Source organism: Bradyrhizobium sp. 149 (genome assembly GCF_023073915.1).
GTDB lineage: Bacteria > Pseudomonadota > Alphaproteobacteria > Rhizobiales > Xanthobacteraceae > Bradyrhizobium.
Genome location: NZ_JADPKK010000023.1, coordinates 542,238 through 567,402, shown reverse-complemented (window position 1 = coordinate 567,402; position 25,165 = coordinate 542,238). Strand labels below are relative to the sequence as shown.

Annotated in this window: 23 protein-coding genes; 19 read left to right on the top strand and 4 right to left on the bottom strand. The window is 63.4% G+C overall.

Features of this window, described 5'->3' with window-relative positions; translation table 11 throughout:
• Positions 1–4: 4 nt before the first annotated feature.
• From ilvN to IVA88_RS30455, 7 genes are all read left to right on the top strand, one after another.
• Positions 5–547: an acetolactate synthase small subunit gene (ilvN, locus tag IVA88_RS30485; RefSeq protein WP_247500888.1), complete on the top strand. Its 543-nt coding sequence runs from the start codon at positions 5–7 to the stop codon at positions 545–547.
• 3 nt (positions 548–550) lie between these two features.
• Positions 551–1,240, top strand: a complete 690-nt coding sequence (locus IVA88_RS30480) for a class I SAM-dependent methyltransferase (RefSeq protein WP_247500887.1) — start codon at positions 551–553, stop codon at positions 1,238–1,240.
• A 66-nt stretch (positions 1,241–1,306) separates the two neighbouring features.
• Entirely contained in the window at positions 1,307–2,197 is an 891-nt protein-coding gene (locus IVA88_RS30475; RefSeq protein ID WP_247500886.1) for an EamA family transporter, read from the top strand.
• Positions 2,198–2,204: 7 nt separating this feature from the next.
• Positions 2,205–2,807, top strand: a complete 603-nt coding sequence (locus IVA88_RS30470) for a LysE family translocator (protein ID WP_247500885.1) — start codon at positions 2,205–2,207, stop codon at positions 2,805–2,807.
• A 147-nt stretch (positions 2,808–2,954) separates the two neighbouring features.
• Positions 2,955–3,974: a ketol-acid reductoisomerase gene (gene ilvC / locus IVA88_RS30465; RefSeq protein WP_247500884.1), complete on the top strand. Its 1,020-nt coding sequence runs from the start codon at positions 2,955–2,957 to the stop codon at positions 3,972–3,974.
• Positions 3,975–4,323: 349 nt separating this feature from the next.
• Positions 4,324–7,707, top strand: a complete 3,384-nt coding sequence (locus tag IVA88_RS30460; RefSeq protein ID WP_247500883.1) for a PAS-domain containing protein — start codon at positions 4,324–4,326, stop codon at positions 7,705–7,707.
• A gap of 390 nt (positions 7,708–8,097) precedes the next feature.
• Positions 8,098–8,949 carry an SDR family oxidoreductase gene (locus tag IVA88_RS30455; RefSeq protein WP_247500882.1) on the top strand — a complete coding sequence of 284 codons (852 nt, stop codon included), beginning with the start codon at positions 8,098–8,100 and terminating at the stop codon, positions 8,947–8,949.
• Positions 8,950–8,956: 7 nt separating this feature from the next.
• Here IVA88_RS30455 and IVA88_RS30450 read toward each other — a convergent pair whose 3' ends face one another.
• Complete coding sequence (locus tag IVA88_RS30450) at positions 8,957–9,577, bottom strand: hypothetical protein (protein WP_247500881.1); 621 nt, start codon at positions 9,575–9,577, stop codon at positions 8,957–8,959.
• 107 nt (positions 9,578–9,684) lie between these two features.
• Here IVA88_RS30450 and IVA88_RS30445 point away from each other — a divergent pair, with 107 nt between their 5' ends.
• Both IVA88_RS30445 and IVA88_RS30440 read left to right on the top strand, forming a co-directional pair.
• Positions 9,685–10,338 carry a TetR/AcrR family transcriptional regulator gene (locus tag IVA88_RS30445; protein ID WP_247500880.1) on the top strand — a complete coding sequence of 218 codons (654 nt, stop codon included), beginning with the start codon at positions 9,685–9,687 and terminating at the stop codon, positions 10,336–10,338.
• 194 nt (positions 10,339–10,532) lie between these two features.
• On the top strand, positions 10,533–12,245 hold the full coding sequence (locus IVA88_RS30440) for a sulfatase-like hydrolase/transferase (RefSeq protein ID WP_247500879.1): 1,713 nt from the start codon (positions 10,533–10,535) through the stop codon (positions 12,243–12,245).
• A 24-nt stretch (positions 12,246–12,269) separates the two neighbouring features.
• On the opposite strand, the gene IVA88_RS30435 is transcribed toward IVA88_RS30440, so the two are convergent.
• Entirely contained in the window at positions 12,270–13,826 is a 1,557-nt protein-coding gene (locus IVA88_RS30435; protein ID WP_247500878.1) for a glycine betaine ABC transporter substrate-binding protein, read from the bottom strand.
• Complete coding sequence (locus tag IVA88_RS30430; RefSeq protein WP_247500877.1) at positions 13,823–14,605, bottom strand: ABC transporter ATP-binding protein; 783 nt, start codon at positions 14,603–14,605, stop codon at positions 13,823–13,825. The genes IVA88_RS30435 and IVA88_RS30430 overlap by 4 nt, the downstream gene beginning before the upstream one ends.
• A 132-nt stretch (positions 14,606–14,737) precedes the next feature.
• Between IVA88_RS30430 and IVA88_RS30425 the strand changes: the two genes are divergently transcribed.
• Together IVA88_RS30425 and IVA88_RS30420 are read left to right on the top strand one after the other, a co-directional pair.
• Positions 14,738–15,556, top strand: coding sequence for an ABC transporter ATP-binding protein (locus tag IVA88_RS30425; protein ID WP_247500876.1), 819 nt, complete (start codon positions 14,738–14,740; stop codon positions 15,554–15,556).
• Complete coding sequence (locus IVA88_RS30420) at positions 15,556–16,341, top strand: ABC transporter permease (RefSeq protein WP_247500875.1); 786 nt, start codon at positions 15,556–15,558, stop codon at positions 16,339–16,341. Before IVA88_RS30425 ends, IVA88_RS30420 begins: the two co-directional genes overlap by 1 nt.
• A 36-nt stretch (positions 16,342–16,377) precedes the next feature.
• Here IVA88_RS30420 and IVA88_RS30415 read toward each other — a convergent pair whose 3' ends face one another.
• Complete coding sequence (locus tag IVA88_RS30415; protein ID WP_247500874.1) at positions 16,378–16,827, bottom strand: cupin domain-containing protein; 450 nt, start codon at positions 16,825–16,827, stop codon at positions 16,378–16,380.
• Positions 16,828–16,965: 138 nt separating this feature from the next.
• Between IVA88_RS30415 and IVA88_RS30410 the strand changes: the two genes are divergently transcribed.
• From IVA88_RS30410 to IVA88_RS30375, 8 genes are all read left to right on the top strand, one after another.
• A complete protein-coding gene (locus IVA88_RS30410; protein ID WP_247500873.1) occupies positions 16,966–17,991 on the top strand; it encodes an ABC transporter substrate-binding protein in 1,026 nt (341 codons plus the stop codon).
• A gap of 29 nt (positions 17,992–18,020) precedes the next feature.
• The gene (locus IVA88_RS30405) at positions 18,021–18,725 is read left to right on the top strand and encodes an NUDIX hydrolase (protein WP_247500872.1); all 705 of its coding nucleotides are present in this window, start codon (positions 18,021–18,023) and stop codon (positions 18,723–18,725) included.
• A gap of 94 nt (positions 18,726–18,819) precedes the next feature.
• Positions 18,820–20,130, top strand: a complete 1,311-nt coding sequence (locus tag IVA88_RS30400) for an ABC transporter substrate-binding protein (RefSeq protein WP_247500871.1) — start codon at positions 18,820–18,822, stop codon at positions 20,128–20,130.
• A gap of 31 nt (positions 20,131–20,161) precedes the next feature.
• Complete coding sequence (locus tag IVA88_RS30395) at positions 20,162–20,932, top strand: ABC transporter ATP-binding protein (RefSeq protein WP_247500870.1); 771 nt, start codon at positions 20,162–20,164, stop codon at positions 20,930–20,932.
• Entirely contained in the window at positions 20,932–21,636 is a 705-nt protein-coding gene (locus tag IVA88_RS30390; protein WP_247501229.1) for an ABC transporter ATP-binding protein, read from the top strand. Before IVA88_RS30395 ends, IVA88_RS30390 begins: the two co-directional genes overlap by 1 nt.
• A gap of 13 nt (positions 21,637–21,649) precedes the next feature.
• Entirely contained in the window at positions 21,650–22,531 is an 882-nt protein-coding gene (locus IVA88_RS30385; RefSeq protein WP_247500869.1) for a branched-chain amino acid ABC transporter permease, read from the top strand.
• Positions 22,528–23,547, top strand: a complete 1,020-nt coding sequence (locus IVA88_RS30380; RefSeq protein WP_247500868.1) for a branched-chain amino acid ABC transporter permease — start codon at positions 22,528–22,530, stop codon at positions 23,545–23,547. The genes IVA88_RS30385 and IVA88_RS30380 overlap by 4 nt, the downstream gene beginning before the upstream one ends.
• Positions 23,507–24,469: a polyphosphate kinase 2 family protein gene (locus IVA88_RS30375; RefSeq protein ID WP_247500867.1), complete on the top strand. Its 963-nt coding sequence runs from the start codon at positions 23,507–23,509 to the stop codon at positions 24,467–24,469. Before IVA88_RS30380 ends, IVA88_RS30375 begins: the two co-directional genes overlap by 41 nt.
• The last annotated feature ends 696 nt before the right edge of the window (positions 24,470–25,165 follow it).

Here is a 25,165-nt window from a genome sequence, read left to right as displayed (position 1 = left end):
GACAATGAACCAGCCCGCATCCGCCTACTTCATCGAGGAGCGTCACGATCCGAACGAGACGCACACGCTTTCGGTGCTCGTGCAGAACGAACCCGGCGTGCTCGCACGCGTCATCGGCCTGTTCTCCGGGCGCGGCTACAACATCGAGAGCCTCACGGTCACGGAGACCGAGAGCCAGAAGCATCTCTCGCGCATCACCATCGTCACGACCGGCACGCCGATGGTGATCGAGCAGATCAAGCATCAGCTCGATCGCATGATCCCGGTCTATCGCGTCGTCGACATGACGCTGACCAAGCGCTCGATCGAGCGCGAGCTTGCGATGGTCAAGGTGCGCGGGCAGGGCGAGCATCGCGTCGAGGCGCTGCGGCTGGCGGACGCGTTCCGCGCCCGCGTGATCGACGCCACCACCGAGAGCTTTGTGTTCGAGATCACAGGCAATACCGACAAGATCAACCAGTTTATCGACCTGATGCGTCCGCTTGGCCTCGTCGAAGTGTCGCGCACCGGCGTTGCCGCGATCGGCCGCGGGCCTGAAGGAATGTGAACCATGCTGGCGCGCGACTGGTATTACAACGAGCGGAACCGGATGGGCATCGGGCCCGCTGTGGCGTCAATCTACGACAGCCACGACGACGCCGATCTGCGGGCGCGCGCCGCGCTGAAAATGCTCGGCGTCCAGCGCGGCTGGCGCATCGCCGATATCGGATGCGGCAACGGCGTGCTGGCGACCGAGGCGGCGCTGATGGGCGCCGAGGTCGACGCCATCGACATCTCGCCCGCGATGCTGGCGCTCGCCGAGATCTACGCGCGCGACCGCAAGGCGCCCGTCCGCACGCAGTCCGCCGGCCTGCTCAGCTTCGCCTACCGGCCGGAGTCCTATGACCTGATCGTCAGCGAGTTCACGCTGCACCATCTACCGGATTTCTGGAAGGCGGTTGCGATGTCGCGGATCTATCGCGCGCTCAAGCCCGGTGCGACCTTCTATTTGCGCGACATCGTCTACGCCTCGATGCCCGATGCCCTCGAGCGCGACGTCGAGCAATGGGCCGACTTCGAGATCACGAACCACGATGTCTCGCGTCAAAGCGTCGTCACCCACATGCGCGACGAGTATTCCACTTTTGGCTGGGTCATGGAGCGGATGCTGACCGACGTCGGCTTTACGCTGGTCTCGGCCGACTACCATGCCCCGATGCACGGCACCTATCTGCTGCGGAAATCCAATTCTTCCACCTAAGGGCCGGCGACCAAGGCTCGACCAGAACAACAAACAGGGCTGCACAGGGCAGAACCGGGAACAATAATGAAGCCGGCCGACATCCTCATCGCCATCGTGGTGGCGATCATCTGGGGGCTTGCCTTCGTGGCGAGCCGGATCGCGCTCGACGAATTTTCGCCGGAGCTGATGACGGCGATGCGCTTCACCATTGCCGCGGTCCCGTGCCTGTTCATTCGCAAGCCGAAAGTTGCCTGGTCGCTCCTGATCGCGATCAGCTTCACGCTCTTTCTCGGCCAGTTTCTGAGCCAAGCCTATGGCATCGCCCACGGCGTGCCGGTGGGGCTGACCAGCGTCATTGTGCAGAGCCAGGCGCTGTTCACGATCGGCTTTGCCGCGATTGCATTCGGCGAGCGTCCGACGCCGGCGCAGACGCTGGGCATCGTCATCGCAGCAATCGGCCTTTTGATGATCTGCGGCACGGTCGGCTATGATTTCAGCGTCGGTGCCTTCGCCGTGCTGATGATCGCGCCGGTCAGCTTTGCGGTCGGCAATATCTTGCTGCGCGGCGCCCGCGGCGTGCCGATGTTCGATCTGTTCGCCTGGTTGTGCCTCGCCACCGCGGTGCCGCTGTTCGCGCTCACGCTGGTCGTCAACGGACCGACGCCGACCTGGCATTCGCTGATCCACATGTCGCTCACCGGCCTCATTTGCCTGCTGGTGATCGGCGGCATCTCCACCAGCATCGCCTATTGGCTGTGGGGCCGGCTCTTGCGCGACTATCCCGCCGCGCAGGTGGTGCCGTTCGCGCTGCTGGTGCCGTTCGTCGGCTCGGCCGCTTCCAGCATTGTGTTCGGCGAGAAGTTTGGCCCGCTGCGGCTGGCCGGCATGCTTACCGTGGTCGGCGGCATCGCTGTGATGGTGTTGGCGAAGCGCCCCGAGGCGTTACCCAAAGAACCGCAGCCGAAAGCCGCGTGAGGTGAGCATGTCTCAGTCGCTGCTGTATGCCTTCCTCGTCTTCATGGCCGTGATGTATTTCACGCCCGGTCCGAACAATATCATGCTGCTGTCCTCGGGGCTGACCTATGGCTTCCGGCGCACCATTCCCCACATCGCCGGCGTCGTCATCGGCTTCGCCTTCATGGTTGCAGCGGTCGGCCTCGGGCTCGGCACCGTGTTCCTGGCCTATCCGATACTGCAGACCATTTTGAAATATGCCGGCGCCGCCTACTTGGTCTACCTGGCCGCCGTGATCGCTTTCTCGGGCCCGGCCAAGCCGGGCGAGGGGGATGGCCGCGGCCCGATGACCTTCTTTGGCGCCGCCATGTTCCAATGGATCAACGCAAAGGGCTGGGTGATCGTGATCGGCACCATCACTGCCTATGCGGCCATCGCCCAATTCCCGCTCAACATCGCGATCCAGACCATGATCAGCCTGCTCGTGGGCACGATGTCGACGGTGGTCTGGGCCTTCTTCGGCACCGCACTGCGGCCGGTCCTGACCTCTGTGCGGCTGGTCCGCGCCTTCAATATCCTGATGGCGATCCTGCTGCTGGCGTCCCTCTTCCCCGTCCTCATGGATGCATGATGTCGCGGATTTCCATGCAGAAACGGGTTTCCCAGGGGGTCGAAAATGCTCTAGACAGCCACCGAAATCCGCAAATTTCAGCGTCCAAGACCTGACTGAGAAGACCTGACCAACGGCCGATTCCGGCCCCTGAACGAGGAAACGACCATGCGTGTTTATTACGATCGCGACGCCGACCTGAACCTGATCAAGGGCAAGAAGGTCGTCATCGTCGGCTACGGCAGCCAGGGCCACGCCCATGCGCTGAACCTGAAGGATTCCGGCGTCAAGGACGTGGCGATTGCGCTCCGCAAGGGTTCGGCCTCGGCCAAGAAGGCGGAAGCTGCCGGCTTCAAGGTGATGGAAGTCGCCGAGGCCGCCAAATGGGCCGATCTCGTCATGATGCTGACCCCGGACGAGCTCCAGGGCGACATCTATCGCGAGCACCTGCACGACAACATGAAGAATGGCGCCGCCCTGGTGTTTGCGCACGGCCTCAACGTCCACTTCAACCTGCTCGACCCGCGCGCCGACCTCGACGTGCTGATGATCGCGCCGAAGGGTCCCGGCCACACCGTACGCTCGGAGTACCAGCGCGGCGGCGGCGTGCCCTGCCTGATCGCGATCGCCAAGGACGTCTCGGGCAACGCCCACGACCTCGGCCTGTCCTACGCCTCCGCCGTCGGCGGCGGCCGTGCCGGCATCATCGAGACCACGTTCAAGGAAGAGTGCGAGACCGACCTGTTCGGCGAGCAGGTCGTGCTCTGCGGCGGCCTGGTCGAGCTGATCAAGGGCGGCTACGAGACGCTGGTCGAAGCCGGCTACGCCCCGGAGATGGCCTATTTCGAGTGCCTGCACGAAGTGAAGTTGATCGTCGACCTGATCTATGAAGGCGGCATCGCCAACATGAACTACTCGATCTCCAACACCGCGGAGTATGGCGAGTACGTCACCGGTCCGCGCATCGTCACCGCCGAGACCAAGGCCGAGATGAAGCGCGTGCTCAATGACATCCAGTCCGGCAAGTTCGCCCGCGACTGGATGCTCGAGAACAAGGTCAACCAGACCTCGTTCAAGGCGACCCGCGCCAAGCTTGCCGAGCACCCGATCGAGGAAGTCGGCGCGAAGCTGCGCGACATGATGCCCTGGATCAAGAAGGGCGCGCTGGTGGACAAGTCGAAGAACTAAAGCACCGTCGTTTGGGGGGCGTGACGAGGTCGCGCCCCCAACCTCGATCCTATTCACGAGCTTCCGGGGTTTGCATGGAGCAGTCCTGAACTAATGCGGCCAGGCGAGTCCACCTCGCGCCGGCGCGATCCCGCTGATCGTGCGCGCAGCCCCGTTCGCCGCGCGAAGCTCCCCGCCGAGGCAAGCTTCGTTGTGCGAGAGCCTCGGGCGTTCTTCCACTCTCCGAGTATTAGGACACCGTTACTGACGTGATTCCGTACGATTACGGAGACGAATTGCCATGGGAAGATCAACCAAATCTTAGCGCGACCGAGCGAGGGTGGACCATTGCTCGTACCGCAGATGGACAATGCTGAACCCTTGGCGAAGGCTGACCGGATCGCCGGGATCGTCCGTCACGATTCTCGGCTTGCTGTTTTCGCTCGTTGTCGTCGCCCTGTTCCTCGTTGATCTGGCCGTTCGCTATCGAGAAGCGGTCGCGTCTGCGAAAACCGATGCTCTCAACCTTTCGGCCATCCTGGCCGAGCATGCCGCGGTGACGTTCGAAGATATTGATCGTGTCCTGCTTGAGGCGCAGGCAATCCGCAACGACTCCTTCTCCGGAAAATTCGCCGACGCCGGTGCGGCCAACACCGCGCTCCGCCAACTGGTCAAGAGTTCGTCGATCCTGGTCGCGGTCGGCTGGACCGACGCATCCGGAGCCGTCGTTGCGCATTCCTATGATCGTGCGCCGCCGCGCGGCAACATCTCCGACATGGCGCACTTCATCGCGCAACGCGATGGCGCCGGCACCGAATTGTTCGTTGCCCCGCCCTACCGCTCGGCAGGCGGCGACAAATGGTTCAGTGCGGCGTCTCGTCGGTTGAACAATCCGGATGGAAGCTTTGCGGGCGTGGTGACTGCGCCGCTGGATCAATCCTTTCTGTTGAAGATCTATCGCAAAATCAATCTGGGCCCCGACGGCTCGGTGGTCTTGATCCATCGCAACGGACGGATCCTGGCGCGCGTCCCGGAACAGAACAACGTTCTTGGCATGTCGGTCGCGGGCGGCCCGCTGTTCAATGAGCATCTGCGAGCATCCGAGGCGGGCTCATATGAGCTGATGAGTCCCGTTGACGGCGTCGCGCGCATCGCAGGCTACAAGACTGTGTTCGGCCTGCCGCTGGTTCTGGTCGTAACCTACTCGCGCAATTACGTGCTGCAGCCGTGGTATCGGCATCTCTACACCTTCGGTCCCCTGGGTGCCGCGATAGTCGCCATCATTCTGATCGGAACCTTCCTGCTGCGACGACAAACGAACGCACTCGCGGCCGCAAGTGCCCGGTTCGATGCTGCGTTGAGCAACATGCCGCATGGGCTCAGCATGTTCGACGCCGATGAGAAGCTGCTGGTCGCCAACAGCCGCTATCGCGAGATGTATGATCTCACGGAGTCGCAGGTCGAACCTGGAACGCCGCTCGGTAGCATCATCGGCAACTACAAGAGCGCTGGGGGTGATCTCGACGTCAAGGAATTCCTCGACGGCGCAAGGCACCGGACCCCGAAGATCGTCGTACTTGCCGATGGCCGGATCATCTCGATCGTGCGTACGCCAATGCAGGACGGCGGTTGGGTAGCCACCCATGAGGACATCACCGAGAAGCGGCGCGACGAGACCCTGCTGGCGGAAAATGCCGCCGAGCTGAAGCTCATCAACACGCGGTTCGATATCGCCATCAGCAACATGTCCCAGGGGCTCTGTCTGTTTGATTCAGACAAAAATCTCGTGATATCGAACGGCCGCTATCAGCAGATGTACGATCTGCCGGACGAACTCGTCAGGCCCGGCACGCCGCTGCAACGGATATTGCAGCATTATGCGGATCGCGGCGAAACCAGCTCGCTTACGGTCGACCAGCATGTCGAGATCATGCCGACCGAGCGACAGCAGAACTACGCGTTGAAAGACCACCGCCAGATACTGATTCAGCGCAAGCCGCTGCCGGACGGCGGCTGGGTCGCGACGCACGAAGACGTTACCGAGCAAAAGCGCGGCGAGCAAATGCTGGCGCAGAAGGCCGCGGAGCTTGAGGCAATCAACATGCGTTTTGACGTCGCCCTCAACAACATGTCCCAGGGCCTTTGCATGTTCGATGCGGACCAGAGGATCGTGGTATCGAACGCGCGCTATAGCGAAATCTACCATATTGCCCCCGATCGGATAAGCCGGGGAACCACGCTGGCCCAGATTCTCGAATATCGCCGCGAGCAAGGCACGCATTTCGCCGGCGTCGCGCCGGACGTTTATCTCAAGAAAAACGTGAAGCAACTCAGCGAAATACAGGAGCTTGCGGACGGGCGGGTGGTCGCCATTGCGCGTCACATGATGCTGGATGGCGGTTGGCTGACGACCCACGAGGATATCACCGATCGGGCGAGAAACGAGAAACGCATCGCATATCTGGCGCAGCACGATCTGCTCACAGGCTTGGCGAACCGCGCCGTCTTTGCGGAAAAGCTGGCCGAAGCGGCAAAACGGTCGCAGCGTCATGGCACGACATTTACCGTGCTGATGCTCGACCTCGACAGGTTCAAGCTCGTCAACGATACGCTCGGTCACGCCGCAGGCGATCATCTGCTGGTCGAGGTCGCGCAGCGGCTGAGCTCATCATTGCGAGATACGGACGTGCTGGCCCGCCTCGGCGGCGACGAATTTGCGATCATTCAGGAGAATGAGAGCGATCAGAGCGAAGGCGCCATCGCATTGGCGCTGAGGATCATCGGCCTGATCGAGCAACCGTTCGATGTTGGCAGCAATCGTGCCAACGTCGGTACCAGCATAGGCATCGCGTTCGCGCCCGAACACGGTGCCGACGCGGAAACGTTACTACGGAAGGCGGACGTCGCGCTCTACGTGACGAAATCCTCAGGCCGGAATGATTTCCGGATCTTCCAGCCGCAGATGACGGAGGCTGCCGACACACAGAAGTCGATGGAGAGCGAACTGCGGGGGGCGATGGCCCGCAACGAGTTCGAGCTGCATTACCAGCCGGTGATCGACGCCGAAACGCGCGCGATGACCGGGCTGGAATGCTTCGTGCGCTGGCATCACCCCGCGAAGGGCATGCTGGCGCCCATACAGTTCCTCGATGTTGCCGAGCAGGCCGGATTGATGCTGCCGCTCGGTGAATGGATCTTGCAGCAGGCCTGCCTGGACGCGGCCGCCTGGCCGGTGCACATCAAAGTCGCCGTCAACATGAGCGCCGCCCAATTCCACCGGAGTAACGTGCTCGATGTCGTGCTGCGCGCGCTGGTGGAATCGGGGTTGTCGCCCGAGCGCCTCGAAGTCGAAATTCCCGACGCTGCGCTCCTGGACGGGAATCTGGCGGCTCACTTGCTCGCGGTGCGGCAACTGAAGAACCTCGGTGTCGGGGTTGTGCTCGACAATTGCGGCGTGGGCTATTCCGCAGCCAGCTATCTCCAGAGTTTCCCATTCGACAAGTTCAAGATCGACCGCGCGATCGTGCAGGGCTGCACGACGCGAAGGGATTGCGCCGCGGTTGTCGCCTCCGCCGTGGCATTGGCCCGGGGCCTGGATGTCGCAACGGTGGCCAAGGGGGTCGAGACCCCTGCGCAGTTCGATGCTCTGCTCGCGGCAGGAGTGGACTACGCGCAGGGCTATTTGATCGGCCGGCCCGTGCCGAATTCCGAGATCAGTTTCGATCCGCCGTTACCAGCGCGAAACGTGGCATGATCTCATGATCTCATGATCTCATGATCTCCGTGAGCCGGAGCTGTCGAAGCGCGCCGAACTCCTGCGTCAGGTCGCTGACCTCTTCGTGTTCGGCACGTGCGCTGGTCCGTTCGCAGCCCGAGCAGATCCTCATCCTCGCGAAGGCGATCGGTCTGTCGTGGGACACGAAGAAGGAGATCCTGGGGTTTTATCCCGGTGCGGCTCGCGAGAGCGGAGAGCGATTGGAGCAGTGCTTCGCGAGCTTTCTCCGGTTGAGTCCAAATACCGCGAAGGCTGCACTCCGGTTCTACAGGCTTCGCGAGCGAGCCAGCCAGGGTTCTGTCCACTAGCGGCATTGCGCACCGGCACCTTTCTCCTACATGATCACGGGAACTCAAGGGGGGAAAGACCATGCGATCCGTCGTCGTCACCGGCGCGTCCACCGGCATCGGCTGGGCCATTGCAAAATTCATGATCGGGCGCGGCTATCGCGTTTTCGGTAGTGTCCGCAAGCAGACCGATGCGGATCGGCTCACGGGCGAGTTCGGCGCCAACTTCACGCCGCTGCTGTTCGACGTGACCGACGAGGCGGCGGCCCTCGCTGCTGCGCGAAAAGTCCGCGAGGCGCTGGGCGGCGAGACGCTGGCCGGTCTCGTCAACAATGCCGGCGTTGCGGTCGCCGGTCCCGTGCTCGAACTGTCGGCCGATGATTTCCGCCGGCAGATGGATATCAACGTCATCGGCCCGGTGATCGCGACGCAGGCTTTTGGTCCGCTGCTCGGCGCCGACCCGTCACTGAAGGGGCCGAAGGGACGGATCGTGATGATCAGCTCGGTCGCGGGTAAGAACGGCAATCCGTTGTCGGCGCCTTACTGCACTTCCAAGCATGCCATCGAAGGCCTGTCGGAGAGCTTGCGCCGCGAACTGATGCTGTTCGGCATCGACGTCATCATCGTCGCCCCCGGCGCGGTGAAGACGCCGATCTGGAGCAAGGCCGAGCAGATCGATCTGTCGGTCTACCAGAACTCGCCTTATCTGCCGGCGCTGAACAAGGTGATGGAGTACATGATGAAGCTGGGCGAGACTGGGCTGCCGGCCGAGCGGATCGCCGAGGTCGTTTTCGAGGCGCTCACCGCTGAGCGGCCGAGGGTTCGCTACCAGATCACGCCGGACCGGATGCGCCATTTGATGACGGCCACGCTGCCCAAGCGTGTGGTCGATCGCATCATCGCCAAGCGCCTCGGCCTGCTGCCGCAGGGCTGACCGATGCTCAGCCGGCCTCCGCCGTCCACCTGCGTGGATGGGCGGCCATCGCGATCAGGCGCAGCGCCATCACGGCGATCAGCGGAATGAGAAACGTCGCATAGAGCGGCATTGCCGGCACCCGCTTGCCGAACGACACCATGAACTGGAACCAGAGATAGTATCCGGCTGTAAGATGCAGCGCGCGCAAGGTGTGCGGCCCGAGCAGCGCGGCGGTGCGATCGAACGAGGTCGCGCTCATGGCGATGATGAAGGCATAGCCGATACCGCCGAAAATGTAGGAGGCCGCCGAAGTGGCCTCGGCAAAGCCGGTCGGATCCATCTTGGCGAACGCGACGATCGCAACCGCGTGAATGGCGTGGGAGGCGGCGAAGCTTAAGCCGAGATAGCGCCGGTTGCGGCGCTGCCAGCGCGTCCAGGTGTTGGGCCACAGCTGCGCCAGCGCCGCAGCACTGAAGGCGAGACAGAACAGTAGCAGCGAGCTTCGCGCCGTGAAGCGGATCACCATCCGCACGCCCTCGGCCTCGAACTGCCGCGTCGACCCGATCCACAGGCTGAGCACGATCAGGTTCAAGGAGAGGGCGGCAAGCAGACGCCAGCCTTCAAACCAGCTTTGGCGTTGTGACATGGCAATTTCCTTCGTTATGTAATCATCGATTACATTTCCCTTGGCTGTGCGGTCAATGGGTGTAATCGCTGCTTACATTCACGTTCGGGTGATGCTAAGGAAGCTCCATGCCCGCCCGACAACCGGCCAAGCCGCGCGCTCGCCGCAACACCTCTGAAGCCCGGCCCTATCACCATGGCGATCTCCGCCGCGTGTTGATCGATGCTGCTCTGCAACTGGCGGCGGAGGGGGCTGAAATCTCGGTGCGCGAGGCGGCACGCCGGGCCGCGGTTTCGCCGGGGGCACCGTTCCGGCACTTCCCAAACCGCGACGCGCTCATGTCAGCGGTGGCCGAGGAAGCGCAACGGCGATTTCGTGCCGAGATCGAGGTGGCGCTGGAACAGGCACCGGCTGCCGACCCGTTTGGCCGCTTCCGCGCCTTCGGCCTCGCCTACCTGCGCTGGGCGAGGCGCAATCCCGCGCATTTCGAGATCATCTCCACCGGGCGGTATTTCGCCCATGGCAGCTCGGCGGAGCTGACGCGCGATAATGCCGAATTGATCGCGCTGACCGAGGGAATACTGATTGAGGCGGCAAAGCAGGGCCTGCTGCGGCCGGCCGACCTCAAGCGCATCCAAATCGCCGGCCGCGCCCTGGTCTATGGGTTTGCCAGGATGAATCTCGACGGCCACCTTTCGCGCTGGGGCGTGGAGGAGGGCGAGATCGAGCGGATGGCAGAGGGGGTCATCGACCTCTTCATCGCGGGCATCGCCAAAGTCTAACGTGGCTGGCCCATGCGGCCCATTCGCCCATCACTAACATTAAGCGAAGGTCCGACCGCGACACGCGTTGCTTGTCCGTGACCGTTCCATTACAGTTTTATGACACGGCGCAGGCTTTCCGGCTGCGCCGAACGCCGCAGGCCCGGTCAGCCGGCTCGGCATCACCGTGCCGGACCAGCAGTTGCGTGTCGTCGATGGCGTCCGCGCCCAATCCAGGTCCTTCTGCCACCACCGCCGTGCTGGCGAGCGTCGCCGCGCTCGGCACCTGGCGGCGGCTCGCGGTTGCCGCGCCCCATCTCGCAGCGCTTGTCCTGATGTACGAGACCGAGACGGATTTCGGCGCACGGCTCTCCTTCGTGCTGGCCTGGGGCATTCTCAACTTCTTCTGGATCACGCTGCTGCGGCGGCCGGCGCTCTCGGGTGCGTTGTCGCTGACCATGGTCGTGGTGCTTGTGCTGCTGTCACGGCTGAAGCACGACGTCGTGCAGATGACGGTCAACTTCATCGACCTGATGATGATCGACCGCGACACGGTGGCGTTCCTGTTCACGATCTTCCCGAATTTGCGCTGGTCGGTGATCGGGGCCGGCCTCGTCACGCTGCCGCTGATGTATGCGCTGTGGTGGCTCGACCCGTTCCGCGTCCGTAGGCTACCGGCGCTTGCCTCGATGCTCGCCTGCCTCGCCGCGCTGGTCGGCTACTCGCTTTATCATCCGGACGAGGCCTGGCGCGGCTATTACGACGACGGCTATCTCTCGAAGTTCTTCCGCTCCGGCGTCAGCGCGGTCTCGGACTTCGCGCAATACGGTTTCATGGAGTCGGCTGCTTCCACCAACGAACGGCTCAACATGCCGCTGGTCGATGCCTGCCATCCCGCGGGCCGCCGTCCGAACATCATCATGGTCCATGATGAATCGAGCTTCGACATCCGCGCCGCTGATGGCATCAAGGTGCCGCCGGGCTACGGTAGCCATTTCAAATCCTGGGACGGCAAGGAGCGCACGTTTCTGGCCGAGAGCAATGGCGGGCCGAGCTGGTTCACCGAATACAACGTGCTCGCCGGCCTTTCCTCGCGCTCGTTCGGCCGCTTCGCTTATTTCGTGACGCGCATCGCAACAGGCCGTGTCGAGCGCGGTCTGCCGCTGGCGCTGCGCCGCTGCGGCTACGATACGATGTCGCTCTACCCCGCCCATGGCGGCTTCATGGCCGCGCGCAGCTTTCAGATGACGACTGGCATCGAGCGCTTTCTCGATTCCAAGGATCTCGGCGCCAAGGATGTCGAGCCCGACAGTTTCTTCTACGACAAGGCGCTTCGGCTGATGGGTGAGCGGACGCCGAACAAACCGCTGTTCACGTTCATCTATCTCGGCGCCAATCATTTCCCCTGGGAGACGCGCTTTCGCCCGGATCTGCTGCCGAACTGGCGCGCACCGGGCAATGTGCCGTCGATCGACGAATATCTGCGCCGGCAGGCGATGAGCGCCGAGCAGTACAAGGGTTTCCTCGCGGGCCTGAAGAAGAAATTTCCCGGCGAGCCCTTCCTGATCGTGCGCTACGGCGATCACCAGCCGGAATTTGCGCCTGGTATTCTCGAGCCCGGACTCGACGAGGGCGCTCTCGGCAAGAAGCTCGACGCCTACGACCCACGTCTCTACGCGACCTACTACGCGATCGACGCCGTCAATTTCGAGCCGGTGAAGAGCGAGGCCGTGATGGACACGGTCGACGGCCCGTATCTGCCGCTGGTCATCCAGGAAGCCGCCGGCATCCCGCTCGATCCGTCCTTCGCCGAGCAGAAGGAGATCATGCTCCGCTGCAAGGGGATGTTCTACAATTGCAAGGACGGCGCTGAGGCGCGGCGGCTGAACCGGCTGTTGATCAATGCGGGAATGATCAGGGGACTGTAGCGCCAGTGACGCGCGGCGCACCGATCACTTGCCCACCTTTTCCCACAACCACTTCCCCACCGCATCCGGAGACGAGTTCGCATCGTTGCCGGCGGCGTGCAAATTGGCCTCTCGCATGGTCGCGATATCGATCTTGCCGAGCAGCGGCTTCAGCGCAGCCTGCAGCCGCTCGTCGCCGGCTCGCTTTGGGGCCAGCAGCAGGATCGCATCGTAGGGCGGGATCGCGTGCCTGGGATCGTCGAGCGCAACGAGATCGTATTTTGCGATCAGCCCGTCGCTGGTGTAGCCCGCGATGACATCGACCTCGCCGCTGGCGGCGGCCGCATACATGAAGTCCGGCTGCATCTGGCGCTGGGCGCGGAACGAGAGGCCATAGGCCTTTTGTAGCGCCGCCCATTCGGGCCGCGAGAAGAACTCGTAGTCGCCCGCGATCGACAAGGACGAAGCATGCACGGCGAGATCGGCGATGGTGCGGATGCCAAGCGCCTCGGCGCGCTTCTTCGGGATCACCAGCGCGTAGGCATTCTCGAAACCGAGCTCGCCGAGCAGCGTGATGTTCTCCTTCGCGAGCGTTGTTTTCAGCTCCGCCAACAGTTCCGCACGCGGCTTGATGTCCGTGCGGTGAAGCTGATTGGCCCAGAGCGTGCCGGAATAATCGACATAGAGATCGATATCGCCGGCTTTCAACGCCTCGAAGATCACGCTCGAGCCGAGGCCCGATCGTGAGACGGCGGAAAGCCCGACCGCCTGGAGCCGGTCCGTGATCAGCGCCGACAGCACATACTGCTCGGCGAACGTCTTGGCACCGACGACATAGCTCTGAGACGAGCGCCCCATCGTCGGTATCAATGTTGCGACGACCAGTGCCGCGATCCCGGCCGCGCCAAGCGCTGTACGCACGCGGCTGCGCCGGCGCAGGCCGCTCTCGATCAGGCCGAGCAGCTGATCGACGGCGAGCGCCAGCAGGGCCGAAGCAAAGCAGCCGAACAGCACGAACACCCAGTTCTGGGTCTGGAGCCCGGCAAAGATGTAATTGCCGAGGCTGGTTTGCCCGATCGGGGTCGACAGCGTCGCGGTGCCGATCACCCACACTGCCGCGGTACGGATACCCGCCATCATCACCGGCAGGGCCAGCGGCAGTTCAACCGTCACCAGCGACTGCCGTGCGGTCATTCCGACACCTTTCGCAGCCTCGATCAGCGCGGGATCGATGCCGTTCAGTCCGGTGATGCCATTGCGCAGCACCGGCAGCATCGAATAAAGCGCCAGTGCCAGCATCGCCGGCAGGAAGCCGAAAGCGGAGAAGGCGATGCCGAACCAGGCCAGCGTCACGGAGGCCGCGAGCAGCAGGAGCGGATAGAACAGCGCCAGCAGGGCCAGCCCCGGCACGGTCTGCACGATGCTGGCGAGCGCGAGCAGGACGGCGCGCGGGGTGGGGCGGTTGCGCGTGAGGATCGCCAGCGGCAGGCTGACGGCGAGGCCGAGTGCAAGTGCGGCGAGACTGACCCGGACGTGGTTGCCGAGATAGTCGGGCAAATGCGCCAGCGCGTCGCCCCAGCGCGGATCGGTAAAAAGGCTCATGCCGCCCCGCTCTGTGGCAGCAGCGCGTTCAATCGCTCGACCTGGCGCCGCGGCGTCCGCAGCAGCTCCAGCACGTAGTCGTCCCCGCTTTTCGAGAGCTCCGCCGGCGTGCCCTGCGCAAGCAGCTTTCCGCTGCGCATCACCGCGATGCGGTCGGCGAGCAAAATCGCTTCCGTCATGTCGTGGGTGATCATCACGGTGGTCAGGCCGAGCCTGCGGTGCAGCTCGCGAAAATCGTCGCCGAGTGCGTCGCGGGTGAGGGGATCGAGCGCGCCGAATGGCTCATCCATCAGCACGATGCGGGGCCGTGCTGCAAGCGCCCGCGCCACGCCGACACGCTGGCGCTGGCCGCCCGAGAGCGCATCCGGCAGCCGGTCGCGATGCGCGCCCCGGTCGAGCTGCACGAGCTCGAGCAACTCATCAACGCGCGTCGCGACAGCCGCCGCCGGGACACCGAGCAGCTTCGGCGTGATCCCGATATTGTCGGCGACGCTCAGATGCGGAAACAATCCGCCGCTCTGGAAAACGTAGCCGATGCGGCGCCGCAGCGCGACCGGATCGACGGATTGCACGTCGTCGCCCTCGACGGTGATGGTGCCCCCGTCCGCCTCGATCAGGCGGTTGGCGAGCCGCAGCAGCGTCGTCTTGCCCGAACCCGAGCCGCCAACGACGGCCACAAACTCGCCCTCGGCGATGTCGAGTGACACATCGTCCACGGCCTTGAGCGGGCCGAAGCTCTTGGTGACGCGGGCATAGCTGATCATCGGCCTGGATGGCATCGGGCGGGGCTCACTGCGCTGACCCGCCCGTGGAGGGAGGGGATGACGAGGCCCATGCGTACCACGCTTGGCGGCTTGATTGAACTTGGCCGCGCGAGCGGCTAAGGCATCGGCCAAGTTCGGAGGAAACACATGACAACGCCCACGGCAGTGGCGCTGGAAGATGCCGAGGTCGCGTTCCAGCTGGGGGACGGGCGGGTCTATACGGCGGTGGAGAAGGCGCATCTGACGGTCGCGCAGGGCGAGTTCGTCGCCATCGTCGGCCCGACCGGCTGCGGGAAATCGACGCTGCTCAACGTCGCGGCCGGGCTGCTGAAGCCGGCGGCCGGACGCGTCGAGATATTCGACCAGCCGCTCGCCGGGCTGAACCGCGATGCCGGCTATCTGTTCCAGGCCGATGCGCTGTTCCCCTGGAAGACCGCACTGGACAACGTCGCGATCGGGCTCGAAATCAGGGGCACGCCGCGCAGTGAGGCGCTGCCGCGGGCGCAAAAATGGCTGACCTCGGTCGGCTTGGGCGCCTTCGCCAACCGCTATCCGCACATGCTCTCGGGTGGCCAGCGCAAGCGCGTGGCGTTGGCGCAGGTGCTGATCCGCGACCCGAAGATCCTGCTGATGGACGAGCCGTTCGGGCCGCTGGATGCACAGACCCGGCAGGTGATGGGCAACCTCTTGCTCGACCTCTGGAACGCCGACCGCAAGGCCGTGCTGTTCGTCACCCATGATCTGGAAGAGGCGATCGCGCTCGCCGACCGCGTCGTGATCATGTCGGCGGGGCCGTCCTCCCGCATCATCGGCGACTGGCGCGTGAGCTTGCCGCGCCCGCGCGACATTTTTGAAGTGCGGCTGGACAAGGAGTTCCATGCGTTGCATCGCGAGATATGGAGCGTGCTCAAGGACGAGGTCATGAAGGGCTACGCGCAATCCGCGCAAGCGGCGGAGGCGGTTTGATGTCGCGAGTGACGCTCCTCTCCCTGCAGGTGCTGGTCGCGGTGGTCTGCCTCGCGCTGTGGCAATTGCTGTCGACCGTGCCCGTCTTCGGCAAGATCCTGCTGCCGCCGTTCTTCTTCTCCAACCCGATCGATGTCTTCGCCCAGATCGTCAAATGGTTCTCGTCGGGTGTGATCTGGAAGCATCTCGGCATCACGCTGACGGAATCCATCCTGGCCTTCGTGATCGGATCGCTCGGTGGCGTGCTGATCGGCTTCTGGTTCGCGCGCCAGCCGCTGGTCGCCGCGGTGTTCGATCCCTACGTCAAGATGGTCAACGCACTGCCGCGTGTGGTCCTGGCGCCGATCTTCGCGCTGTGGCTTGGGCTGGGCATCTGGTCCAAGGTCGCGCTCGGCGTGACGCTGGTGTTCTTCATCGTGTTCTTCAACGTCTATCAGGGCGTCAAGGAGGTCAGCCGCACCGTGCTCGACAACGGCCGCATGCTCGGCATGAGCGAGCGGCAGCTGATGCAACACGTCTATTGGCCTTCGGCGCTGTCGTGGATGTTCTCCTCGCTGCACACTTCGGTGGGCTTTGCCGTGGTCGGTGCGGTCGTCGGCGAATATCTGGGGTCGGCGGCGGGGCTCGGCTATCTAATCCAGCAGGCTGAAGGCATATTCGACGTCGCCGGCGTGTTCGCCGGCATGTTCGTGCTGTCGGCCTTTGTCATTCTGATCGATTTTGGCGTCACATTGGTGGAGCGGAGACTGTTGGTCTGGCGCCCCACCGTGGACGGGCGCGGCTAGGCCGCAAGGGGCCGCGCCGCGCGAGCCCCGGGTCGATCAATCCAGCAGCTTGGTGTCGTCCGGCGCCTGCGGCGGTGTCTTGATCGCGATGGCCTTGACCTGTCCGCTGATCGGCTTCGTGCCGCCATGCGGCGTCCCCTTCGGGATGATGACGAGGTCGCCCGGCTTTACCGTAACTTCCTTGTCGCCGAGCCAGATCGTTCCAGTCCCGTCCAGGATGTACTGGATCTCGTTGGTGTTGGGATGCATGTGCTTGGGCACATTGCCGACCTGGATCGAGATGGTGGCGCCGTCGGCGCTCGCGAACATCTTGGAACGGTAGCCGACAGCGTTGGCATTCCCGAGCGCGTCGCCTTCCATCTCGCCGGTGTGGATGATCTGCGGCGTGATGCTCTCCGCGGCCAGCGCCGGCCGCAGCAGGTGGGTGGCGCCGCATCCGGCGGCAAAAGCGGTAGCGATCGACAGCCCGATTGCAAGGCGATTCATGGATGATCCTCCCCATCATAAGTTTGTTGTTGTGCGCCCATGCTATTGGGTCGAAAGGCCGATGGCCAGTGCCATAAGCCATGCTTCTCAAGCCGGTCCCGCTGCTCTATGGTGCGGCCAGCCGAACGGAGGAAACCAATGAAGAATACGATAGCCAGGCTCGCCGGCGCGTTGCTCGCGCTGACGCTCACCACCGGTCTTGCCGCGGCGCAAAGCAAAGTCACGATCGCGATCGGCGGCGGCTCCTGCCTGTGCTACCTGCCGACGGTGCTGGCAAAACAGCTCGGCGAATACGACAAGGCCGGCCTCAATGTCGAGCTGGTGGACCTCAAGGGCGGCTCGGACGCGCTCAAGGCCGTGCTCGGCGGCAGCGCCGACGTGGTCTCCGGCTATTTCGACCATTGCGTCAACCTCGCCGCCAAGAAGCAGGAGCTTCAGGCCTTCGTGGTCTATGACCGCTATCCCGGTCTGGTACTGGTGGTTTCGCCCTCGCACACGAACGAGATCAAGTCGATCAAGGACCTCGCCGGCAAGAAGGTCGGCGTCAGCGCGCCCGGCTCCTCCACGGACTTCTTCCTCAAATACATGCTGAAGAAGAATGGCGTCGATCCCGCCAGCACCGCCGTGATCGGCGTTGGCCTCGGAGCCACTGCCGTCGCAGCAATGGAGCAGGGCCAGATCGACGCGGCCGTGATGCTCGATCCCTCCGTCACCGTGCTCCAGGGCAGTCACAAGGATCTGCGCATCCTCTCGGACACCCGTACGCAGAAGGATACGCTCGAGACGTTCGGAGGCGAATATCCGGGCGGCGCGCTGTACTCGACCGCGGCCTGGGTTGCCGGCCACGAGAAGGAGACGCAGGCGCTGACCAACGCGATCATGGGCACGCTCGCCTGGATCCACTCGCACTCGCCCGAGGAGATCATGGCGAAGATGCCGGAGGAGACGGTCGGCAAGAACAAGGAGCTCTATCTCGCTGCGCTAAAGAACACGATCCCGATGTTCTCCGAGACCGGCAAGATGGACCCGAAGGGCGCTGACGCCGTGCTGGCGGTGTTCAGCGTCGGCTCGCCGGAGGTGGCCAATGCCAAGATCGACGTCAGCAAGACCTTCACCAACAAATATGTCGAGCAGGCCAAGAAGACCACGGGGAGCGCCAAATAGCTGACGCGAAGGCGTGGTCATCAAGCGTCATGACGTCACCAATCATTCATCGCGTCACGACGCTTGATCTCGCGGTGCGGCCGATCGTCTGGCCGTTCGCCGAGGAGCGGCGCGCCGAGATCGCGGTGCATTTCGCCGAGAAGCAGCGTGAGCGGCCAAAACTCTGGAACGGCCGCGTCCTGCTCGGGCGGGACGCCGTGTTTACCGACGGCCATCTCACTGCAACCTATTTCGAGACCGATTTCGCGAGCTTCCTCGCCTGGCGCGACTGGGGCTTTCCTGACAAGGCGGTGTTCAACGGTTTTGGCATGGGCGCGCTGCGCACCTCCGACGGCGCATTCGTGATGGGCGAGATGGCGGAGCACACTGCCAATTCGGGCCGGATCTATTTCCCGTCGGGTACGCCCGACCTCGGCGACGTCAGGGGCGACACGCTCGACATTTCCGGCAGCGTTATCCGCGAACTCGAGGAAGAGACCGGCTTGACCGCGGCCGACTATCGAGCCGAGCCGGACTGGCACTGCGTCGTCGCCGGCCCCACGATTGCAATGCTGCAAATTATCAACCTGGACATGCCCGGTCACGTGGCTCGTGCGCAGATCGAAGCCAATCTGGCGCGCGAGGCCGAGCCTGAACTGTCGGCTATCCATCTCGTGCGCGGGATGAGCGATTTCACGCCGTCCATGCCGCGATTTGTCACGGCCTTCGTCGAGCAGCAGTTCGCCTCGCGCTGATGCGCGAGGCTTGACATCGCTGCGCTCAGCCCATGTGATGGGCGAAAATGCAAAGCAACAAGAATGCAATGCACAATCGTCCAGGGAGGTTTTGATGCGCGTGCGCATGGCTGCCCGTTTGGTATCTGGGCTGTTGGTCGCGATGTCAGCGACGGGCTTGGCGGTGTCCGCCCACGCCCAGGAAAAGAAGATCAAGATCGGCGTGGTTTTCGATTTGACCGGGCCTCTCGCCGGCGGCGGCTCTGAGCTCGGCTATATCGGCGCAAAAATCGTCCTCGACCATTTCGCCAAGACCGGCGTCGAGGGTTACAAGATCGAGGCGGTCTACGCCGATGCGCAGAGCAAGCCCGACATCGCGATCAACGAATCCGTCCGCCTGCTCGAGCAGGAGAAGGTGGATATGGTGCTCGGCTTCTTCTCCTCGGCGCAATGCGTGCCGGTTGCGGCCCGCGTCGAGCAAATCAAGAAGTTCATGTGGATGACGACGTGTATCTCGTCGGCCGTCTTCAACGAGAAGGGCTACAAATACGTCTTCCGCCCGCAGGCGAGCGGCGACCAGTTTGGCATGATGACGATGGATTTCATCGCCCAGAACGCCAAGGCGAAGTTCGACAAGGAGCCGAAGGACGTTCGCGTCGCCATCATTCACGAAGACGGCGCCTACGGCGTCGACGTGTCCAGGGGCAACGAGGCCGGCGCGAAGAAGGCGGGCTTCAACGTCGTGATGAAGGAGGGCTATTCGGCCACCGCGCCTGATCTGTCGGCGCTGGTGACCAAGCTGAAGCGCGCCAAGCCCGACGTCATCTTCCACACCGGCTACAATCCTGACATCACGCTGTTGCTGCGTCAGGCGCGCGAGCAAGGACTGAAGTTCGGCGCGTTGATGGGGCACGGCGCGGGTTACGGCGTCTATGAGAAGCTGAAGGAGGGCATGGGGGCGGATGCCACCTACATCTTCAACACCGACCCGATCTCGATCTGGCTTGCCAACCAGAAGACCATGGATCCCAAGCTCCCGCCCGTGATCAAGATGGTCGGCGAGGAGTTCGACAAGATCCGGCCCGGCGTCGCCATCCGCTCGGCGCATGTCGGCATCGGTGCGTCCAACACTTACGTGTTCATGAGCGACGTACTGCCGCGCGCGATCAAGAAGTATGGCGGGGTCGATCCGGATGCGCTGCGCAAGGCCGCGCTGGACACCGACATCCCCGAGGGCGGCACCATGCTGGGCTTCGGCGTCAAGTTTTACGGCGAGGGCACGCCGATGGCGGGCCAGAACGAGCGCTCGTTCCCGGTCGTGATCCAGTACATCGACGACAAGTCCTCCGTGGTGTGGCCCAAGAGCCAGGCGCAGCGCGAGGCCGTGCTGCCGCTGCCGAAGGGCACCACCTACAGCAACCAGTAGCGCAAATACGCGAAGCAAGGAGAGCGGGACGGTGCTGGAAGTCAGCGGGCTGTTGAAGCGGTTTGGTGGCTTCACTGCCGTCAACAACGTGTCGTTCAAAGTCGATCAGGGCGAGATCCTCGGCCTGATCGGTCCCAACGGCTCGGGCAAGAGTACGATCTTCAATATGCTCTCGGGCACGCTGGCGCCGACGTCCGGTTCGATCCTGTTCGGCGGCTCCGAGATCGCAGGCCTTCCGCCGCACCGGATCATCAACAGCGGCATCGGTCGCACCTTCCAGATCCCGCGGCCATTCCGTCGCTTGACGATCTTCGAGAACGTCGCGCTCGCCGGATTCTACGGCCAGGGCCGCCACAGCCGTGCCAGAGCCGAGGAGGCGGCGGAGCGATCGCTGGCGATGGTCGGCCTGCCGACCGATCGCCATGCCAGCGTCGATGGCCTCGGCGCCGCCGGCCTGAAAAAGCTCGAACTGGCGAAAGCGCTCGCCACCGCGCCAAAACTTCTGCTGGCCGACGAGAGCCTCGGCGGTCTCGACGAGGCCGAGATGGGTCAGGCCGCCGACATGCTGCGCAACATCCGCGACGAACTCGGCATCACCATCATCTGGGTCGAGCACATCATGGGCGTGCTGATGCGCGTCGTCGATCGCGTCATGGTGCTCGATCACGGCGAGAAGATCTCGGAAGGCTTGCCGAGTGCCGTTGCCGGCGATCCTCGCGTCATCGAGGTCTATCTCGGCACCGATGCCGAGATCACGCAGGCCGCGGCCGCTGCAGCGCGCCGCCGCGCGGGAGTGCAATGATGCTGGAGCTTCGCGCCGTCAACGCCGGCTATGGCACGTTCCAGGCACTGTTCGACGTCAATCTCGACGTGAAGGCGGGTGAGGCTGTGGGCGTCATCGGGCCCAACGGCGCCGGCAAGACCACCTTGATGCGCGTCATCTCCGGCCTGATCCGCCCCTCCCGCGGGTCGATCAGAATGGAAGCCGTCGACGTCGTTGCCACGCCGCCGCACAAGATCGTGAGTCTCGGGATCGCGCATGTCCCGGAGAACCGGCGGCTGTTTCCGCAGCTCTCGGTCGACGACAATCTCAAGATGGGTGCCTTCATGAAGGAGGCGCGCGACCACTATGCCGAGCGGTTGGACGTCGTGTTCGACCTGTTTCCGCGCCTGAAGGAGCGCCGTCACCAGATGGCCGGCACCATGTCCGGTGGCGAGCAGCAGATGTGCGCGATCGGCCGCGCCCTGATGTCGAATCCAAAGCTGCTGCTGCTCGACGAGCCGTCGGCGGGGCTGGCGCCGGTGGTGGTGCAGCAGGTGTTCGAGCTGGTGAAGCGGATCCGTGCCAGCGGGCTGACCGTGCTGATCGTCGAGCAGAATGTGCAGCAGGTGCTGAAAGTGGTTGATCGCGCCTACCTGATTGAGGCGGGCTCGATCAGGTCCTCAGGCACCTCCGCCGAGATGCTGGCGAGCGACACGGTCAAGGAAGCGTATCTCGGGGTGTGAGGTTCAGGCGGGCATGCAGGCATTTTTCGATATCTTCGACATCTACCTGATGGAGGCCGTGATCAACGGCATCCTGCTCGGCGGCGTGCTGGCGCTGCTCGCGCTCGGGCTCAATTTGATCTTCGGCGTCATCGACGTGACCTGGATCTGCTATGCCGAGCTGGTGATGATCGGCATGTACGCCATGTACTTCCTGGTGCAGTCTTACGGCCTCAGCTATTTCGTCGCCGCGCCGCTCACCATCCTGCTGGTCGCGTTGCTCGGCGCGGCGCTGCATTACCTCGTGATCGCGCCGCTGCTCACTGCGCCGCCGATCAACCAGTTGCTCGCGACCGGCGGGGTGCTGTTCGTGCTCCAGAGCTTTGCCACCGTCGCCTTCGGCATCGACTTCCGCAATCTCGGCATCCGCTTGCCGGTGCTCGCCTTCGGCGACATGAATTTCAGCTACGCGCGACTTCTGTCCTTCCTGGCCGCACTGGTCGGCATGGTCGCGGTCTATCTGTTCATGACGCGGACCTTCACCGGCACCGCGATCCGGGCGATCTCGCAGGACCGGCAGATCATGGCGCTGATGGGCGTTGATACCAAGCGGATCTATCTCATTACATCCGCGATCGGCGGCGGACTGGCCGGGCTCGCCGCCTGCCTGCTGGTGCTGCAATATGACGTGCATCCCTTCGTCGGCCTGTCGTTCGGGCCGATCACCTTCCTGATCTGCGTGCTCGGCGGCCTCGGCAATTTCATTGGCGGCTTCATCGCGGCCTTCGTCTTCGCCGAGATCATTTCGCTCGGCGGGCTGTTTTCAGACCTCGAATGGGGTTACGTGCTCGCCTTCGCCTTCTTCATCGTCATGATGTTCATCCGGCCCGCGGGCCTGCTTGCGAGGCGCCGATGATGGGGCAGGGGCGACTTGCAGCTTGGGGGATCGGACTGGCGGCGCTGGTCGCGCTGCCCTTCGTCTATCGCGATCCCTATCATCTGCACATCCTGGTGCTGATCCTGATCTGGTCGTTCGCCTATACGTCGTGGTCGATGATGGGGCGGTTCGGCCTCGTCTCGCTCGGCCATGGCGGTTTCATGGGAATAGGCGCCTATGTCACCGCACTGCTCTGGAATCACCTGGGATGGTCGCCCTGGATCGGCATCCCCATCGGCATGGTCGCGGCCGGCGCGCTGGCGCTGATCGTGGGCTATCCCTGTTTCCGCTTCCGCATCACCGGGCACTATTTCGTGCTGGTGACGCTCGCGCTCTCCGGCATCGTGCTCCAGGTCATCACGGCGACGCGCGACTACACTGGCGGCTCGCTCGGCTATACGCCGAACCGGGCCCCGGGCGACAAGCTCTGGGCGCTGCAATTCGACGACAAGATCACCTGGTATCTGATCGCGCTCGGGGTCTGGCTTTTCGGCATCATGGTCTGGCACTGGGTCGATCGTAGCATGGCTCGCTACGCGCTGGAGGCGATCTCGGAGGACGAGGACGCTGCGGCCGCAGCCGGCGTCGACGTGACCGCGGAGAAGCTGAAGATCACGCTGCTCAGCGCGCTGATGACGGCACTGGCCGGCGCGATCTACTGCCAGTACCAGATGTTCATCACGCCCGACACCGTCAGCGGCATCGCGGTGTCGCTCCAGATGGTGTTCGCAGCCATCGTCGGCGGCCTGTTCGTCTCGCTCGGCCCGACCTTCGGCGCCGTCATTACGATTCTGCTGGCCGAGACCTTGCGCATCGGATTTGGCACCAAGGCGGTCGGCTGGGACAATCTCGTCTATGGCGTGTTGCTCGTGCTTTTCATCATATTCCTTCCCAAGGGGATCCTTGGTAGCTTGCTCGACCGATTGAAGCCGCAACGCAAGGTGCCCCGCGCTCATGAGCAAGAAGCCGTCCAAATCGCTCGCCCAGGAGCTTGATCGCTACATCACGCCATTCCGCTACGACGGTTCGGGCAAGTTTCATCTCAAGGACCACAAGACCAACGAGAAGGGCGACCTCGACAAGGAGAAGGCGCAGGACATTCTCGACGCCAACAAGAAGCGGCTGATCGATTTTCAGGAGAAGCTCTACGCCCAGGATCGCTGGTCGGTGCTGATCGTGTTCCAGGCGATGGACGCCGGCGGCAAGGATTCTGCCATCAAGGCGATCTTCGAGGGCATCAATCCGCAGGGCTGCCAGGTCAGTGCCTTCAAGGCGCCGAGCAGCAAGGAGCTCGACCACGATTTCCTCTGGCGCCATGCGGTCGCGCTGCCCGAGCGCGGCCATATCGGTATCTTCAACCGTTCCCATTACGAGGAATGCCTGGTGACGCGCGTGCATCCGGAGATCCTCGCCAAGGAGAAGCTGCCGGCAAAGCTCGTCACCAAGAACATCTGGAAAGAGCGGTTCGAGGACATCTCCGCCTTCGAGCGCTATCTGTCGCGCAACGGCACCGTGGTGCTGAAATTCTTCCTCAATCTCTCCAAGGACGAGCAGCGCGAGCGCTTCCTGGACCGGCTGGAGGATCCGTCCAAGCAGTGGAAGTTCTCCATGGAGGACATCAAGGAGCGCGCGCTGTGGCCGCGCTACCAGGCGGTTTATCAGGACATCGTCCGGCACACGGCAGGGTCTCATGCGCCGTGGTATGTCGTGCCGGCAGACCACAAATGGTTCGCGCGCGTCGTGATCGGGTCGGCCATCGTCGCGGCGCTCGAAAAGCTCGATCTGCGCTTCCCTCACGCGGACAAGGCCTCGCAGGGCGAGTTCGACGAGGTGCGCAAGGCGCTGGAGAAAGAGGAGAAGGCGGGCAAGAAGCGAGCACGAAAACAAAAAGCGCGAAAACAACCCCATGCACAGTAGCCGAGGATAGCGAAATCAATGACTTGACGGCACGGCCCCGGCGCTTGCGGATTTAACGAAACCGTTTGACCCGTCGGGCAAAACAGGGGCAGGATGTCGTCATCCCAAACTCTCAGTAGCCGCGTTCCATCAGGGACCAGAAGGGCTCTACATTGGCGGCGGCCTCAAATGTGATACCTCAGGCGGTCGATCCCGCTTGACAGTTTTGTACCACGGGAGGACCATCCCAACGGTCGCGAATACGCGACGCGCAACGTCCACATCAAGAGCAAGGGGAGGTCTATGACACCACCTCCGCAGATCCAGCCGCGTTAAGTGCGATGGAGCTCGTTCGGACTATCGCATAGCGGCAGAAACCGCGAACGGCACGCCGGGTCCAGGTCTAGTGGGCTGCATCAGTAAGGCAAAGCCCCTACCTGCCCGGCGCTGTATTTTGCATCACATCGATCATGTCGGATGGCCGTGACGAGGCCGCCGCAACAGGCGCTCTTGACATCCTGCTTCTCTCCTCCTCATCGCCGTCATTCCGGGCCGACTCCCGGAATGACGGGAGAGGTTTTGCGCGTGCGCGCATTCCATTCGCTGCACGTCACGTCTCGAGACAGCGGTTCCCGCTTCCTGCACCGCGGTAAATGCCAAGAGAATGTCGCCTCCTTGGCCAACTTCCGACACAGCGCCCGGGCGAATAGCGTCGAT

Bases quoted from the DNA above. Each gene is read 5' to 3' on its own strand.
- ilvN (WP_247500888.1), top strand. From the start codon at position 5: ATGAACCAGCCCGCATCCGCCTACTTCATCGAGGAGCGTCACGATCCG.
- IVA88_RS30480 (WP_247500887.1), top strand. From the start codon at position 551: ATGCTGGCGCGCGACTGGTATTACAACGAGCGGAACCGGATGGGCATC.
- IVA88_RS30475 (WP_247500886.1), top strand. From the start codon at position 1,307: ATGAAGCCGGCCGACATCCTCATCGCCATCGTGGTGGCGATCATCTGG.
- IVA88_RS30470 (WP_247500885.1), top strand. From the start codon at position 2,205: ATGTCTCAGTCGCTGCTGTATGCCTTCCTCGTCTTCATGGCCGTGATG.
- ilvC (WP_247500884.1), top strand. From the start codon at position 2,955: ATGCGTGTTTATTACGATCGCGACGCCGACCTGAACCTGATCAAGGGC.
- IVA88_RS30460 (WP_247500883.1), top strand. From the start codon at position 4,324: ATGCTGAACCCTTGGCGAAGGCTGACCGGATCGCCGGGATCGTCCGTC.
- IVA88_RS30455 (WP_247500882.1), top strand. From the start codon at position 8,098: ATGCGATCCGTCGTCGTCACCGGCGCGTCCACCGGCATCGGCTGGGCC.
- IVA88_RS30450 (WP_247500881.1), bottom strand. From the start codon at position 9,577: ATGTCACAACGCCAAAGCTGGTTTGAAGGCTGGCGTCTGCTTGCCGCC.
- IVA88_RS30445 (WP_247500880.1), top strand. From the start codon at position 9,685: ATGCCCGCCCGACAACCGGCCAAGCCGCGCGCTCGCCGCAACACCTCT.
- IVA88_RS30440 (WP_247500879.1), top strand. From the start codon at position 10,533: ATGGCGTCCGCGCCCAATCCAGGTCCTTCTGCCACCACCGCCGTGCTG.
- IVA88_RS30435 (WP_247500878.1), bottom strand. From the start codon at position 13,826: ATGAGCCTTTTTACCGATCCGCGCTGGGGCGACGCGCTGGCGCATTTG.
- IVA88_RS30430 (WP_247500877.1), bottom strand. From the start codon at position 14,605: ATGCCATCCAGGCCGATGATCAGCTATGCCCGCGTCACCAAGAGCTTC.
- IVA88_RS30425 (WP_247500876.1), top strand. From the start codon at position 14,738: ATGACAACGCCCACGGCAGTGGCGCTGGAAGATGCCGAGGTCGCGTTC.
- IVA88_RS30420 (WP_247500875.1), top strand. From the start codon at position 15,556: ATGTCGCGAGTGACGCTCCTCTCCCTGCAGGTGCTGGTCGCGGTGGTC.
- IVA88_RS30415 (WP_247500874.1), bottom strand. From the start codon at position 16,827: ATGAATCGCCTTGCAATCGGGCTGTCGATCGCTACCGCTTTTGCCGCC.
- IVA88_RS30410 (WP_247500873.1), top strand. From the start codon at position 16,966: ATGAAGAATACGATAGCCAGGCTCGCCGGCGCGTTGCTCGCGCTGACG.
- IVA88_RS30405 (WP_247500872.1), top strand. From the start codon at position 18,021: ATGACGTCACCAATCATTCATCGCGTCACGACGCTTGATCTCGCGGTG.
- IVA88_RS30400 (WP_247500871.1), top strand. From the start codon at position 18,820: ATGCGCGTGCGCATGGCTGCCCGTTTGGTATCTGGGCTGTTGGTCGCG.
- IVA88_RS30390 (WP_247501229.1), top strand. From the start codon at position 20,932: ATGCTGGAGCTTCGCGCCGTCAACGCCGGCTATGGCACGTTCCAGGCA.
- IVA88_RS30385 (WP_247500869.1), top strand. From the start codon at position 21,650: ATGCAGGCATTTTTCGATATCTTCGACATCTACCTGATGGAGGCCGTG.
- IVA88_RS30380 (WP_247500868.1), top strand. From the start codon at position 22,528: ATGATGGGGCAGGGGCGACTTGCAGCTTGGGGGATCGGACTGGCGGCG.
- IVA88_RS30375 (WP_247500867.1), top strand. From the start codon at position 23,507: ATGAGCAAGAAGCCGTCCAAATCGCTCGCCCAGGAGCTTGATCGCTAC.